Source organism: Micromonospora sp. NPDC023869 (genome assembly GCF_055559695.1).
Window position 1 is genome coordinate 166396 of the sequence record NZ_JBVHKD010000013.1, and the last position, 15108, is coordinate 181503.

12 protein-coding genes are annotated in these 15108 nt (G+C 71.3%); 8 read left to right on the forward strand and 4 right to left on the reverse strand.

The genetic code is table 11. The annotated features are described in order from the left end of the window. Positions 1-131: 131 nt before the first annotated feature. Together ACZ31C_RS27965 and ACZ31C_RS27970 are read left to right on the forward strand one after the other, a co-directional pair. Positions 132-701 carry a sigma-70 family RNA polymerase sigma factor gene (locus tag ACZ31C_RS27965; RefSeq protein WP_396750189.1) on the forward strand — a complete coding sequence of 190 codons (570 nt, stop codon included), beginning with the start codon at positions 132-134 and terminating at the stop codon, positions 699-701. A 44-nt stretch (positions 702-745) separates the two neighbouring features. Further along, on the forward strand, positions 746-1570 hold the full coding sequence (locus ACZ31C_RS27970; RefSeq protein WP_465797813.1) for a zf-HC2 domain-containing protein: 825 nt from the start codon (positions 746-748) through the stop codon (positions 1568-1570). Between the two features lie 3 nt (positions 1571-1573). Here ACZ31C_RS27970 and ACZ31C_RS27975 read toward each other — a convergent pair whose 3' ends face one another. Beyond that, a complete protein-coding gene (locus ACZ31C_RS27975; RefSeq protein WP_465797814.1) occupies positions 1574-3253 on the reverse strand; it encodes a ricin-type beta-trefoil lectin domain protein in 1680 nt (559 codons plus the stop codon). 237 nt (positions 3254-3490) lie between these two features. Between ACZ31C_RS27975 and ACZ31C_RS27980 the strand changes: the two genes are divergently transcribed. Both ACZ31C_RS27980 and ACZ31C_RS27985 read left to right on the forward strand, forming a co-directional pair. After that, the gene (locus ACZ31C_RS27980) at positions 3491-4192 is read left to right on the forward strand and encodes a lysostaphin resistance A-like protein (RefSeq protein WP_465797815.1); all 702 of its coding nucleotides are present in this window, start codon (positions 3491-3493) and stop codon (positions 4190-4192) included. 366 nt (positions 4193-4558) lie between these two features. After that, positions 4559-5335 (forward strand): thioesterase II family protein, encoded by a 777-nt coding sequence (locus ACZ31C_RS27985; RefSeq protein ID WP_465797816.1) that lies wholly within the window; start codon positions 4559-4561, stop codon positions 5333-5335. Here the strand turns inward: ACZ31C_RS27985 and ACZ31C_RS27990 are convergent. Continuing rightward, positions 5293-5721: a type II 3-dehydroquinate dehydratase gene (locus tag ACZ31C_RS27990; RefSeq protein WP_465797817.1), complete on the reverse strand. Its 429-nt coding sequence runs from the start codon at positions 5719-5721 to the stop codon at positions 5293-5295. The genes ACZ31C_RS27985 and ACZ31C_RS27990 overlap by 43 nt on opposite strands. Positions 5722-5930: 209 nt before the next feature. Here ACZ31C_RS27990 and ACZ31C_RS27995 point away from each other — a divergent pair, with 209 nt between their 5' ends. The 3 genes from ACZ31C_RS27995 to ACZ31C_RS28005 are packed head-to-tail and all read left to right on the forward strand — an operon-like array spanning position 5931 to position 8949. Then, positions 5931-7097: a DegT/DnrJ/EryC1/StrS family aminotransferase gene (locus ACZ31C_RS27995; RefSeq protein ID WP_465797818.1), complete on the forward strand. Its 1167-nt coding sequence runs from the start codon at positions 5931-5933 to the stop codon at positions 7095-7097. Then, positions 7097-8206, forward strand: a complete 1110-nt coding sequence (locus tag ACZ31C_RS28000) for a Gfo/Idh/MocA family protein (protein ID WP_465797819.1) — start codon at positions 7097-7099, stop codon at positions 8204-8206. Before ACZ31C_RS27995 ends, ACZ31C_RS28000 begins: the two co-directional genes overlap by 1 nt. A 53-nt stretch (positions 8207-8259) precedes the next feature. Beyond that, positions 8260-8949 (forward strand): HAD-IA family hydrolase, encoded by a 690-nt coding sequence (locus ACZ31C_RS28005; RefSeq protein ID WP_465797820.1) that lies wholly within the window; start codon positions 8260-8262, stop codon positions 8947-8949. A 64-nt stretch (positions 8950-9013) separates the two neighbouring features. On the opposite strand, the gene ACZ31C_RS28010 is transcribed toward ACZ31C_RS28005, so the two are convergent. Together ACZ31C_RS28010 and ACZ31C_RS28015 are read right to left on the reverse strand one after the other, a co-directional pair. Further along, positions 9014-10036: a 3-dehydroquinate synthase family protein gene (locus ACZ31C_RS28010; protein ID WP_465797821.1), complete on the reverse strand. Its 1023-nt coding sequence runs from the start codon at positions 10034-10036 to the stop codon at positions 9014-9016. Then, the gene (locus ACZ31C_RS28015) at positions 10033-10869 is read right to left on the reverse strand and encodes a lantibiotic dehydratase C-terminal domain-containing protein (RefSeq protein ID WP_465797822.1); all 837 of its coding nucleotides are present in this window, start codon (positions 10867-10869) and stop codon (positions 10033-10035) included. The genes ACZ31C_RS28010 and ACZ31C_RS28015 overlap by 4 nt, the downstream gene beginning before the upstream one ends. A gap of 284 nt (positions 10870-11153) precedes the next feature. Between ACZ31C_RS28015 and ACZ31C_RS28020 the strand changes: the two genes are divergently transcribed. Next, on the forward strand, positions 11154-15108 hold a 3955-nt coding region (locus ACZ31C_RS28020), incomplete at its 3' end, for a beta-ketoacyl synthase N-terminal-like domain-containing protein (protein WP_465797823.1).

The window sequence follows — 15108 nt, forward strand, 5'->3', positions numbered from 1 at the left end:
GCGATTCGGTACCGGATCGTGAAGTGACGCCCGTATGCTTTCGCCCGCACCGTCGGTACACGAAGCCGGGCAGGGCCGAGAAGTGGGCCCTGCCCCGGCACCGACGGTGGCCGGACAGGAAAGGCGGGTCGGTGGCGACGGTGTCGAGCGGGGCCGGTGCAGACGCCTGCGCCACACCGGACGAGACACCGACACCCGGTGCCGAATCCCGGATGAGCCTGATCTACGAGACCCACTCCGAACCGCTGTTCCGCTTCCTGCTCAGGCTCTCGCTCGGGGCCCGACACATCGCCGAGGACCTGTTGCAGGAGACGATGGTCCGGGCCTGGCGCAACATCGACCACCTGTCGTCGGACCCGGAGACCCAGCGCCGCTGGCTGTTCACCGTGGCCCGGCGGATCGCGATCGACGCGGCGCGGGCCCGACAGGCCCGCCCGACCGAGGTCGGTGCCGTCGACGTCTCCCGGATGCCGACCACGACCGATCACGTCGAGGAGATCGTCGCCGTGCACACCGTTCACGACGCCCTGCCGAGGCTTAAGCCGGAGCAGCGTACGGTGTTGATCGACCTGTACTTCCACGGACGGTCCACCGCCGAGATCGCCGCCCGGCTCGACATCCCCGAGGGTACGGTCAAGTCCCGCGCCCACTACGGGCTGCGGGCACTGCGCGCCATCGTCGGGCCGACGGACGGGGTATGACATGTGCCATCCGCCGCTGCACAGCATGGACCCGGACCCGCGTGATGACTGACCTCGACAGCGACCACGACGCAGCGCGGCAGACCTGCGCCCTCTACCTGGCCGGCGCGCTGGACCCGGCGGCCGAGGCCGCTTTCGAGGTGCACCTCGCCGGCTGCGGGGAGTGCCTCGACGAGTGCGACCGGGTAGGGCCCCTCGCACTGGCCCTGGCACAGCTCGACGACGAGCCGTCCGACCTCGACCCGCACGCCGAGCCCGGCTCCGTGGCCGCGCCCGCGCACACCACCCACGCGGCCGGATCCGCCGTGGCACCGACAGCCGGGTCCGGCGAGGTCGAGGACCAGCCCGGCACCCGACCGACCTCCGCCGGCACGCCGAGGCGGACGGCTCCGACCGGACCTCAGGGCGTCCGACCGGGAGACCCCCGGCGTCGGTTCTCCCGCCGGCTTCGGCTTGCTGCCGGCGCACTGGCCGCGACCGTCGTCCTCGTCGGCGGCCTGGCCGTCGGTCTGCCCCGGCTCACCGGTGAGCCGACGGTGGTCACGCCGGTCGGCGTCGCGACCGCCGAAGGCGTGGGCGGCGGCTCGGCACGCCTGTCGGTCTCCATCGCCGAGACCGAGGGCCGGTCGACGATCGTCGCCAGCGTCGTCGGCCTGGAGAGCGGCATCCGCTACCGACTCTTCGGGGTCACCCGCGACGGACAGACCCACGAGGTGGTCGAGTGGGACGGCCGGCCCGGCGCGCAGGAGGTCAACGGTGAACTCGACGCCACCCTCGCCGAGCTGACCTTCTTCACCGTCGCCCGCACGGACGGCGGCCCGGTCGTCTCGGCCCGCCTGGACCCCGTCACCCCCACGCCGACCGGCTGAGCCTCAGCCCCGACGCCACTTCTGATTGGCCGTACCCGAGCAGGTCCACAACTGCAGGCGGGTGCCCCAGTCCCGGATGTCGACGCACTTGTCGGTGTGCGGGTTGACGATGTCGCCCGCACTGGTCAGCCGGAACTGTTGGGCCCAGCCACCGTTGCAGTCGGCGAGCTGAATGGCCGTACCGTCGGTCGTTCCCGCCCACGCCAGGTCCATGCACTTGCCGAGCGCCATCATCGTGCCCTTGCTGAACGACCACTTCTGGCCGACGTTCCCGGCGACACAGCGCGCCATCTGCAACTGGGCACCATCCACCGACCTTGCCCCGGGCACCTCGATGCACCGGTCCTCCCAGCCGATCATCGGTCGTCCGGGGTAGCTGGGTGGTGCGGTCGTCGCCGGAGGTGGCGTCGTGCGCGCCGGCGTCGCCCGGCCCGGGGTCGGCAGAGCCGGAGTCGGTGGGGCCGGCGGTGCCGGTGGGGGAGCGTCGGCGAGCGGCGGTGCCGACGGGCTACCCGACCTCGGGCCGGTGGTCGGCGCGGCCGGGGGCGCACCGAGCCGTGGGTCCCGGGCATAGTGCTCGGCGTACGCCAGCACCATGCCGGTGAAATCGCGCAGCCCGGCCGCGTCCGGTACCCCACCGGCCTGCTGCACCACGGTCGTGCCCCACTGGTAGGCGGCCAGGGCGATCGGATACGGGTCGGTCCCGAGCCCGGCCAGTTCACCGGAGAGGCTGCACATCGCCCGCCCCAGGGTCGGAATCGCCACGGTCGGATCCCACGGCGAGGCCGACGGTGCGGCGTACCGGGCCCAGATGGCCGGCAGGAACTGCGCGATGCCCTGTCCGCCGTTGGGGCCGAGCAGGTTGGGATTGAAGCCGGACGACGCCATCAGCTGCGCCGCCACCCGGGCCGGGGTCACCGTCGCGCACACCTTCCCGGCGGCGAGCACCAGGTCGAGGTAGGCGCCGGGGACCGGCCGGGGCGTGGTGCCCGGCGTCGGGGCGGCCTCGACCGGACGCGGCGGCGGAGTCGGCTCGACGGTCACCGCCAGGTCCGACCGCCCGGCGTAGCCCTCGGCGTAGGCGGCGACCGTCGCGACATAGTCCTCGGCGGACGTCGGTACCCCGCCGGCCGCGCGGACCGCGTCGGCGCCGGAGTGGTACGCGGCCAGCGCCAACCGCCACGGGTCACCGCTGACACCGGCGTGCCGCACCTGGCCGACCAGGTCACACATGTGCCGGGCGAGCGCCAGGATGTTCGCGGCGGCGTCCAGCCGGGGCGCCTGCGGCCACGGCGCCCACCGCTGCCACGTCGCCTCGGTGAGGGCGGCCACGCCGGCCCCTCCGGCGGCGGAGCGCTGGTTGACCTCGAAACCCGACGCGGCCATCACCTGGCCGGCGAGACGCGCCGGGGTGAGCGCGGGACACGACAGTGCCGCCGCGACGATCGCCGTCGCCTGGTCGGCTGGTACGTCCTTGCCGACCAGGACGGCCGGTTCGGCGGTCGCGGTGCCGATGCTGGACGCCACGGCGGAGACCCCGAGCATGGCGAGCACTCCGGTGATCGCGACCGCCCGACGCAGCCGCACGTCGAGCCGGCGGTAGCGGGCAACGAGACGCCTGGACAGGGAAACGGCGAGGTCGCCGATCCGACGGATGGCGTCGGCGCCAGACGTCACCTGCACAGCGACCCTCCTCGTCATGGAATCCGCTGCCTACTACGCCCGCGAGTGGGCCGAAGTTCACGACCGATCGCCCTGAATCGAAGCCTACTGTCCACCATGGCCGCCAGGCGGCCCTGCCCGCAGCACACTGGTGGACAGCCCGCTGGGCAAGGTCCGAATCGTTTCGGTTTGGGATAGGACAAGAAGGGCAACTATCTGTCTCGGCTCAGCTCGGGGTGCACAGTGGAGGCGATCGCGATGGCCGTTGACACGTCGGTGAAGACGAAGAGGCCGGGATGGCCGGAGATCCTCGTCGGGCTGGCCGTGATGGCGCTGGTCGGCTACGGCCTCCCCATCACCCTCGACCGGACCGGAGCCGCCGACGGGCTCAGCCCGGTCACGTCCGGCCTCATTCTGGCCGCCCTCTCGGGTGTCGCCGGTCTCATCGCATTCGCCGCCGCCGCGCGCATCCGCTCCACGAACTGGAACGACCTCGGTGTCCGTCCGACGACCGGCCGCTGGCTCCTGATCGGGGTAGCGGGTGGCCTGGTCGCCCTGGTCGTCTCCCGGATCATCGCCGCCGCGGTCTACTACCTCACCAGTCCGTCCGAGAATGTCCAGCAGCCGTATCTCGACGCGGCCGGCGACGGGATCCTCACGCTGATCCTGTCGTTGCTGTTTCTGGCGGTTCTGACGCCCATCGGCGAGGAGTTCCTGTTCCGCGGGATCGTCACCACGGCACTGCTGCGCTACGGCGCGGTTGTCGGCGTCGTCGGCAGCTCATTGATCTTCGCGCTGATGCACGGCCTGAACCTCGTCTTCGTGACCGCACTGGTCGTCGGCCTGGTCGCCGCCGAGGTGTTCCGCCGCAGCGGCTCCATCTGGCCCGCCGTCGCGGTACACGTCACCAACAACCTGCTCGGGCAGGTGCTGGCCCTGCTCCTGGCAGGCGCGGCCTGACCGAACCCTGCCACGCGTCGACACACCGGGACGCTCGAAGCTGCGGCACCGGTTCTGTGCCGCAGCAGACATCGGCGAGGGGCCAAGGTACGTGTCGGGCGCTCGGCGTCTACTGCGATCAGGATGACTTCCTAGGATGTCTTGGGCGGTGTGGTCACGATCGGATCCGTTCCCACCGTGCGGTGACCGTGTCCGGCCGTCGGGCGACACATGAAGCAGGCCCTTGTCGGTCGACGTCGAGGCCGACCGACGCAGACAGGCGGCCGGGTGCGGGCCGATTGAGGGGGCTGGCAGGGGTGGTCGGGCTCCCGTGCGGCTCATATCGTCGGCCTTCGACGCCGTGTTCGGGAGCCGCAGGGAGACATGATGGACAATCTGTGGGTACGCCGCTTCCGCCCGGCAGCCCCGGATGCGCCTCGGCTCGTCGCGCTGCCGCACGCGGGTGGATCCGCCCCCTTCTATCTGCCCCTCGCCACCGCGCTGTCGCCTGACGTGGAGGTGTTGAGCATCCAGTACCCGGGTCGGCAGGAGCGGCGGCGGGAGCCGGTGCCGGGCAGCATCTCCGAACTCGCCGACGCGATCCTGCCGGCCCTTCCACCGGCAGACGACCGCCCGGTGGCGATCTTCGGACACAGCATGGGCGCGCTCGTCGCGTACGAGTTGGGCCTGCGGATGGAGGCGCAAACGGGCGGCGGACCTGTGCATCTGTTCGTCTCCGGTCGACGGGCGCCATCGCTGCGCCGTGCCGGGGAGCAGGTGCACCTGCTGGACGACGCCGGCCTGATCGGGGAGATGCGTCGGATGCGCGGTACGGACGAGCGGGCGCTGGACGACCCGGAGATGCTGGCGGTGATCCTGCCTGCGGTACGGGGCGACTACCGGGCTGTGGAGACCTACCAGTGCGCGTCGGGCGGGCGACTACGCAGTCCGCTCACCGTCCTCACCGGGGACGCCGACCCGGTGACCAGCACCGCCGACGCGGCCGCCTGGGCCCGGCACACGACCGGGCCCTGCGAGCTGCGGACCTTCCCCGGCGGCCATTTCTTTCTCGTCGATCACGCCGCTGCGGTCGTCGCGCTCATCCGGAACACCCTCGCCGCTCACGCCACGAGTTCGGTCAGGGCACGGGCTGCCAGGCGGTAGCCGAGCGCGCCCAGCCCGACGACGACGCCGCTGGCCAGCGGGGCGATGACGGATTCGTGCCGGAAGGACTCACGCGCCCAGACGTTCGACAGGTGCACCTCCACCCAGGGGCGGGGGTAGCTCGCCAGCGCGTCCCGCAGCGACCAGCCGGCGATCATCAACGCGCCGGGATTCACGATCGCGCCCACCGTGTGGTACGCGCCCTGGATGGTGCCGATGAGGTCGCCCTCGGAATCGTGCTGCCGGGAGACGACCTTCCATCCTCTGTCGACGACCTCGGCCTGCACGGCCTCCTCGATGTCGGCGAGCGTGTCCGTGCCGTATATCTCCGGCTCGCGTCGGCCGAGGATACCGAGATTCGGCCCATTCAGCAGCAGCAATTCCATGGCTGTCCCCTCGACCGCTCGGTTGACTGAGGCTTTTATAGCAGCTGGTAGCGGTGAATTGCTGCCGACCGGAATGCTTCGGGTTCGGTAGGGGGGCGATTAGGGGAGGCTCCCGCCGTCGGCGCTGACGTACGGTCGCGGTATTCCGGCGGCGTCATTGAATCGGCGCCGCCCTCCGTATGAACGACTCCGGAATAGGACGGTCCATCATGAGTGGTTCACCTTCCGGCGGTCCGGAATTCCCGGCCTGGCCGCAATTCGGCGACGAGGAACGGGCGGGGCTGATCCGGGCGCTCGAACAGGGACAGTGGTGGCGCATCACCGGGAGCGAGGTCAGGACGTTCGAGGAGGAGTTTGCCGCGTACCACGGGGCGCCGCGGGCGCTGGCCGTCACCAACGGTACGCACGCGCTGGAACTCGCCCTGGAGGTGCTCGGTGTCGGTCCGGGGACCGAGGTCATCGTCCCGGCGTTCACCTTCATCTCATCGTCGCAGGCCGCCCAACGTCTCGGTGCGACGGTGATTCCGGTCGACGTCGACCCGGAGACCTACTGCATCGACGTGGCAGCCGCGGCGGAGGCGATCTCCTCCCGTACTAAGGTGATCATGCCCGTGCACATGGGCGGTCAGGTCGCGGACATGGACGCCCTGAACAAGCTCGCGGCCGACGCGTCAGTGGCGATCCTCCAGGACGCGGCGCACGCCCACGGCGCGCGCTGGAACGGCCGGCGAATGGGCGAACTCGACTCCATCGCCGCATTCAGCTTCCAGAACGGCAAGCTGATGACCGCAGGTGAGGGCGGTGCCGTGCTCTTCCCCGACGACGAGTCGTACCAGGACGGCTTCCTCCGGCACAGCTGTGGCCGACCCCCGACCGACCGCCTCTACTTCCACCAGACCTCCGGGTCGAACTTCCGGATGAACGAGTTCACCGCCAGCGTGCTGCGGGCTCAGCTCGCACGCCTCGGCGAGCAGATCGACACCCGGGAACGTCGCTGGCCGGTGCTGGCCCGGCTGCTGGCCGAGATCCCCGGCGTGGTGCCGCAGGGCCGGGACGACCGGTGCGATCGAAACCCGCACTACATGGCGATGTTCCGCATCCCGGGCTGCACGGAGGAGCGGCGCAACCGCCTGGTGGACGAGCTGATCGCACGCGGGTTGCCCGCCTTCGCCGCGTTCCGCGCGATCTACCGGTCCAACGGCTTCTGGGAGGCCGGCGCGCCCCACCTGACCGAGACGCAGTTGGCCGAGCGTTGCCCGGTCACCGAGGAGCTGACCCGGGACGCCATCTGGCTGCATCACCGCACGTTGCTCGCCGACGAGGTGCAGATGGAGCGGATCGCGGAGATCGTCCGCGACGTGCTGGTCGGAGCGTGATGGACGACCGGCCCGGCCCGGTGCGGGCGGCGGTGGTCGGACTCGGCTGGGCGGGCAGCGCGATCTGGCTGCCCCGCCTGCGTCGCCACCCCGCCTTCGACCTGGTCGCGGCCGTCGACCCCGCGCCTCGGCCGGATGCGGCAGCCGCCGCCGCGAGCGCCGGCGTCCCGGTGCTCGCCACCGTCGAGGAGCTGGACCGCGAACGGGTGGACTTCGCCGTCGTGGCCGTCCCCAACCATCTGCACAGCGAGGTCGCCACCCGCCTGCTGCGGCGCGACGTCTCGGTCTTCGTGGAGAAGCCGGTCTGCCTCAGCGCGGCCGAGGCGGACCGGCTGACCGAGGCCGAGTCGAATGGTCAGGGCGTCCTGGTGGCGGGCAGCGCCGCCCGCTGCCGGGCGGACGTGCGACGCCTCTACGAACTGGCCGGGACCGTCGGCCCGATACGCCACATCGACTTGGCCTGGGTGCGGGCGCGCGGCGTGCCGGACGGCGGCGGTTGGTTCACCCAGCGTCGCCTCGCCGGGGGCGGGGCCCTGATGGACCTCGGGTGGCACCTGCTCGACATCGTCGGCCCGATACTCGGGGAGGTCGAGTTCGAGCAGGCCGTGGCGACCACCAGCGACGACTTCGTCCACGCCTCCGACGCCGCGGCGGCGTGGCGGCACCACGAGGACGCACCGCCGTCCGCAGACGCGGCACCGATCGACGTGGAGGACACGGTGCGCAGCTTCCTCGTGACGCCGGCCGGCACGGCGGTGTCGCTGCGGGCGAGCTGGGCCTCGCACGAACCCTGCGACGTCACATCCATCCGAGTCGAAGGCAGCGCCGGTACCGTCCACCTGCGCTGCACGTTCGGCTTCAGTCCCAACCGCTTACCGAGCCCCGTCCTGACGCTCCTGCGCGACGGCGAAGTCGTCGTCGCCGAGGTACCTCCGGAGCCGGTCGGCGCGGAGTACGACCGGCAGCTCGACGAGCTGCCCGCGCTGCTCGCCGAGCCCGCCACCCGCGGCCGCTCCGTCACCGAGGCACACCGGACCATCGCCCTGATCAGCCGGCTCTACGAGTCCGCCCGGACGCGACGCACCGCCACACCGGCGCGCCGCGGCTGAGGCCTCCCCGGGGACACGACCCCCGGGCCTGGTCAATCGAAGGAGACAACGTCATGCACGTGCCAACCGTCATCATGCCCACGGCCACACCGCGAGAACATCCGCTCCGCGCGGTGGTCTTCGACCTCGACGGCGTACTGGTTGACAGCTTCGCGGTCATGCGAGAGGCCTTCTCCGTCGCCTACGCCGAGGTGGTCGGGCCCGGCCCGGCCCCGTTCGAGGAGTACGAGCAGCACCTGGGGCGCTACTTCCCGGACATCATGCGGATCATGGGTCTCCCGTTGGCCATGGAGGGTCCGTTCGTCCGGGAGAGCTACCGGCTCGCCGGGCGGGTCACCATGTTCGACGGCATACCGGACATGCTGGCCGATCTGCGTCGCCGAGGGCTGCGGATGTCCGTGGCCACCGGTAAGAGCGGCCCCCGGGCCCGTTCGCTGCTGGACAACCTGGGCGTGCTGGACCTCTTCGATCATGTCATCGGATCCGATGAGGTGGCCCGGCCCAAGCCGGCCCCCGACATCGTGCGACGTGCCCTGGACCTGATGGGCGTGCGCGCCGAGGAAGCCGTGATGGTGGGGGACGCGGTCACCGATCTGGCCAGCGCCCGGGCGGCCGGGGTGACCTCGATCGCCGCGTTGTGGGGTGAGTGCGACGCCCAACGCCTGCTCGCTGCCGGCCCCGATCTGGCTGCCGGCTCACCGGACGAGCTGATCACAATCCTGACGGCCACGGTGGCCGTCTGAGAGCGAAAGGGCCGGCGGTCTGCGGATCCTCCACAGACCGCCGGCCCTTTCGCGCGCCTTCGGGTCAGACGAGCTCGGCGAGGACGGCGAGGACCACGGCCTCCGGCACGTCGGTCACCAACTCGGCGCCGGACGGGCCGTCCAGGACGAACGTGAGCCCGTCGGTGGCCTTCTTGTCCCGCCGCATCAGGGTGACCAGACCGGTCGCGTCGACCCCGTCGGGAAGGCGGGTAGGCAGACCGTACGCACGGACCACGTCGAGGTGCTCGGCAGCACGATCCTCGCCGATACGGCCCAGCGCCGCGGCCAGCCGGCCGGCGAAGACCGTACCGATCGCCACCGCCTCGCCGTGGCGCAGCGCGTACCCGGTGGCGCGCTCCAGCGCGTGGCCCAACGTGTGGCCGTAGTTGAGCACGTGGCGCAGACCCGCGTCGCGCTCGTCGGCGGCCACGACAGACGCCTTCAGCGTCACGCTCGCCACGATCTGGTCCACCAGTGGGAGATCGCGCAGGTCCCCACCGCCGATGAAGTGGCACCGCGCGATCTCACCGTACCCGTTGATCCGCTCCCGCTCCGGCAGCGTGCCGAGGAAGTCGGTGTCGCAGAGCACGGCCCGCGGCTGCCAGTAGACGCCGACCAGGTTCTTGCCGGCCGGTAGGTTGACCCCGGTCTTGCCACCGACGCTCGCGTCCACCTGGGCCAGCAGCGTCGTGGGCAGGTGGATCACCGGCACACCACGGTGGTAGAGCGCGGCGGCCAGGCCGACGGTGTCCGTCGTGGTCCCACCGCCGCAGGAGACCACCGCGTCCCGGCGGGTCAGGCCGAACTCGGCGAAGGCCTGACACAACCGCTCCACCGTGGCCAGGGTCTTGTGCCGCTCTCCGTCCTGCGCGGGCAGCCGCAACGTGGGCAGGCCGGTGGGCGGATCCCACTCGGGGGGACGGGCGGACACGATCGCCACCCGACCGGCGCCGAGCCCGGCCAACAGCGCGGGAAGCAACTCGCGTACGCGGGCCCCGACGATCACCTGGTAGGCCCGCTCGCCGAGCGGAACGTCGATCACGGCGTGGGGCGGAGCGGTGATCATGAGGTGCCGCCTCGGCCCGCATCGAGCAGCCGTTGCCGGCTGTGGTGCACGGTCGCGAGCGCGCCCGAGCCGTTCCGCAGCACGGCGCGCAGCAACCGGGCGGCCATCGCCTCCAGGTCCGGTGTGACGCCGAGCCGGTTGTGTGTCAGGTGTGCGTGGTCGAACAACAGGTAACCCAGGGGAGTCTGCGGATCGGCGTGCGCCGCGCCGGCGACGTGCCGCAGCGTGTCGAGATAGCCGGCCCAGGCCGGGCCACGCTCGCCGGAGAGCGCCGGATCCAGGATGGCCGTGCCGAGCAGCTCCGCCTGGTAGTCGGATTCCACCGCCAGTTCCACCCGACGGCGCGGTCCCAGTTCGCTCGACCACTCCTGCCAGCAGGTGAAGAGGAAGCCAGGCCGGTCAGCGGCCGGCAGCAACTCCACCAGTTCACGTAGGTGCAGCACCACGACGGGCAGGGCGGCCGGAACCGGTGTCTCGGCGATCAGTTCGCTGGAGGCCATGGCCAGCCGTTCGGCCAGTTCCCGACCAGGTCCGTCCGGGTAGCGGGCGATCGGTGGCAGATAGCGCTCGGGCACCTCCGCAGTGGCGGGGTCGACGGCGAGGGCCGCGTAAGCCGCCGCCCCCGACCCCGCGGCCGGGTCGCAGTCCGTCCAGACCCCGAGGTAGGGCCGGGATCCGTTGTCGAGCCGCTGGAACAGCCAGCGTGCCCGTGGGTCGGCCGCGCGCAGCGCGTCGGCGAAGGCGAGGAGTCGGTCCGAGACGTCCGGCACGGCCAGGTCGGCCGTACCGGGCGTCGCGCGGCGCAGGCAGTACAAGGACCAGTCGCGGGTCACCGCAGATCCTTTCCGGAGCGGTCGAGAATGAAAGCGAAGAACGGAGAAAAGGGGCGGCTCGGCAGGCCCCGAAGCGTTCCCGGTGCATCGTATTGGCGTTCGGTCGAAGCATTCCATCGCGCTGTTGAGGTGCCTCGATTTCAGGGACCAGATAGGGGGTACGGCAGGGGTTGGGGCGGCCGCTGGTGGCACAACAATGACGGGGAGCCTCGTGCCGCGTGCCTGTCGGTGTACGGCGATTTCGGCGCAGCACGGTGGTTCCCCGTCGAGCCAAGGATGGTGGCATGCTCCGCACCGAACTGATCCGGCCCCTGCACGATCTGCTGCGGACGCAGGCTGAGACCTTTGGCGACAAGATCGCGTTCCGGGACGACCGCCGGTCGGTGTCCTACGCCGAACTCCACGCACGCACCGGCCGCATCGCCGGTCACCTCGCCCAGATGCGGCTACAGCGCGGCGACCGCGCCGCCATGCTGCTCGGCAACTGCGTGGAACTGGTGGAGAGCTATTTCGCGATCACCCGCACCAGCGCGATCGGCGTACCGATCAACCCCCGGGTGACGGAGACCGAGCTGGCCTATCTCATCGAGGACAGCGGGGCACGGGTGATCATCACCGATCCGGCGCACGTGGGCATGCTGGCGGCGCTCCGAGCGGCCCGCCCGGATCTGCGTGTGGTGGTCACGGCTCCGGAAGGCGCGATTCCCGGTGCCGTCTCGTTCGACACTTTGGCCACCACCACCCCGGCCCTGCCGCCCCGCGACGACCTCGGGCTCGACGACATCGCCTGGATGCTCTACACCTCCGGCACCACGGGCCGGCCCAAGGGCGTGCTCTCCACCCAGCGGAACTGCCTCTGGTCCGTGGCGGCCTGCTATGTGCCGATCCCTGGGCTGACCGCCGAGGACCGGGTGCTCTGGCCGCTGCCGCTGTTCCACAGTCTCTCGCACATCGCCTGCGTGCTCGGCGTCACCGCGGTCGGCGCCACCGCGCGCATCCTCGACGGGTACTCCGCCGAAGAGGTGCTGAGGGTGCTCGGTGAGGAGGACTCGACCTTCCTGGCCGGAGTGCCGACCGTCTACCACCATCTTGTGCAGGCCGGCCGTCGCACCGGATTCCGCGCCCCGAGTCTGCGGATGTGTCTGGTCGGAGGCGCCGTCACCACGGCCGCGCTGCGTCAGTCGTTCGAAGAGACCTTCGGAGCGCCGTTGATCGACGCCTACGGCAGCACCGAGACGTGCGGGTCGATCACCATCAACTGGCCGACCGGCGCTCGGGTTGAGGGCTCCTGCGGCCTGCCCGTGCCGGGACTGGGCGTCCGGGTCGTGGACCCGACCACCGGCGTGGACGTGCCGGCTGGTGACGAAGGCGAGGTCTGGGTCCGGGGCCCCAGCGTCATGGTCGGCTACCACAACCAGCCCGAGGCGACCGCCGAGGCGCTGCGCGACGGCTGGTACCGCACCGGAGACCTGGCCCGGCGCGACGACGCCGGGTACTTCACCATCACCGGCCGGATCAAGGAACTCATCATCCGGGGCGGCGAGAACATCCATCCCGGCGAGGTCGAGGAGGTACTGCGCCGGATGCCGGGCGTCGCCGACGTGGCGGTCGCCGGCAAGCCCCACGAGGTGCTGGGCGAAGTGCCGGTCGCGTTCCTGGTTCCCGGGCCCGAGGGCTTCGACCCTGCGGAACTCATCGCGCAGTGCCGGGACCGGTTGTCCTACTTCAAGGTGCCCGAGGAGCTGTACGAGATCGACCGCATTCCGCGTACCGCCTCCGGCAAGATCACCCGGCATGCCCTGCTGCACCGGCCCGCCCGGCTGCGCGCCGCCAGCAGCGCACACTTCGAGTCGCTGTTCCGGCTGGACTGGATACCGCAGCCGTCCGTACCGCCGGTGGCGGCCCGGATCGACGGGTGGGCGGTCGCCGGAGCGGACCCGCTCGGGCTCGCCGCGGTATTGACCGCAGGTGGTGTGACGGTCGAGACGTTCCGTGACCTCGACGCCTTGCGACGGGCCGTCGCCGACGGGGCTGCTGCCCCGGAGGCGCTGCTGCTCTCCACCGGCCGTGGCTTGCGGTCCGCCGGCTCGCTCGCCGACGAGGCGGGGGCCGCCGCCACCACCATCACCGAGACGCTGGACGCGGCGCTTGCCGACGAACACCTGACCGGCACCCTCCTCGTCGTCGCGACCCGCGGCGCCGTGCTGACCGCCACCGGCGACCACCGACTCACCGACCTGTCCCAGGCGGCGGTCTGGGGCGCCGTCCGCACGGCGCAGGCCCGCCACCCCGACCGGATCACCATCGTGGACCTCGATCTGGGGGACGTGTCCGCAGCCGCCCTGCCCACCTCGATCGGCACCGGCGAATCCCAGCTCGCCATCCGGGACGGGATCACGCTGCTGCCAAGGCTCTGCCGCGTCACCCCACCGCTGGACACCGCCGCCGTCCAGTTCGTCGACCCGGCCGCGACCGTACTGATCACCGGCGCGGAGTCGCCCGTCGCCGCGGAGGTGGCCCGCCATCTGGTGACCGCGCATGGTGCCCGGCGTCTGTTGCTGACCAGCCGACACGGCACGGCCCCCCGGGCCGCCGGACTGGCCGCCGAGCTGACCGGCCTGGGCGCAGAGGTGGAACTGCGCGCCTGCGAGGTACGTGACCAGGCGGCCGTCCGGAGACTCGTCGGTCGGCAGCGGCACCCCGTCCGCGCGATCTTCCACACCGAACCGGACACCGCCGGCACCGTCACCCTCGACGCGGTCGCCCGGGACCTGGACCTGGTCGCCTTCGTTCTGCTCACCTCCACGACCGGCGTCCTCGGCGGGCCGGAGGCCGGGCCTGCGGCCTTCGCCTGCGCGCTCGCCGAACAGCGCGCCGCGCACGGACTACCCGGCCTCGCGCTCAGCCTCGGTCCGTGGGACGCCGACGGTGGTCCTGACACGCTCAGCACGATCGAGGCGCTGGCCATGCTCGACGCGGCCGGCACGACCGGGGCGGTCACACCGGTCGCGATGCGACTCGGGCCGGCGACGCTGGGTACCGTCCCCGTCCCCGCGCCACTGCGGGCCCTGATCGACCTGCCGGCGGCGGCCATGACGCCCGACGACGCATTGGTCGCCTCGTTACGTGACCGGTTGGCCCAGATGGGAGAGGCACAGCAGCGCGAGTACGTGCGGGCCATCGTCGCCGAGGAGGTCGTCGGACTCACCGGTGTGGCGGACGCCTCCGGTCGACGGTCCTTCAAGGATCTCGGGTTCACCTCCCTGGACGCGGTACGGCTGCGGAGCCGGCTGACCGCGCGCACCGGCCTCCGACTGCCGACCGTGCTCGCCTTCGACCACCCGAACGTCGATGCGGTCACGACCTACCTGCTGGGGCTGATCCTCGGTGTGCCGGAGCGGTTGGTGGAGGTGTCGTCGGGTGGTGGGGTGGTGGATGAGCCGATTGCGATTGTGGGGATGGCGTGTCGTTTTCCGGGTGGGGTGGTGTCGCCGGAGGGGTTGTGGGAGGTGGTGGTTGGTGGGGGTGAGGTGGTTTCTGATTTTCCGGTGGATCGGGGTTGGGATGTCGAGGGTTTGTTTGATCCTGATCCGGGTGCGGTGGGGCGGTCTTATGTGCGTCGTGGTGGGTTCTTGGAGGATGTTGCGGGTTTTGATGCGGGGTTCTTTGGGATTTCGCCGCGTGAGGCGTTGGCGATGGATCCGCAGCAGCGGTTGTTGTTGGAGGTGTGTTGGGAGGTGTTCGAGCGGGCGGGTATCGACCCCACCTCCGTACGCGGTCGTAACATCGCCGTTTTCACCGGCCTCATGTACCACGATTACGCCAGCGGCGTCGGCCGCGTTCCCGCCGGCGTGGACGGATTCCTGGGCGTCGGCAACGCCGGCAGCGTAGCCAGTGGTCGCATCGCGTACGTGCTCGGTCTGGAGGGGCCGGCGGTGACGGTGGACACCGCGTGTTCGTCGTCGTTGGTCGCGTTGCACCTGGCGGTGCAGTCCCTTCGTCGGGGCGAGTGCGAGATGGCCCTCGCCGGCGGCGTCGCCGTGATGGCGACCCCGGCATCCTTCATCGAATTCTCCCGCCAGGGCGCGCTGTCTCCCGACAGCCGGATCAAGGCGTTCGCGGACGAGGCGGACGGCACCGCCTGGTCCGAGGGGGTGGGGGTGTTGTTGGTGGAGCGGTTGTCGGATGCGCGGCGTCGGGGGCATCGGGTTTTGGGTGTGGTGCGGGGGTCGGCGGTTA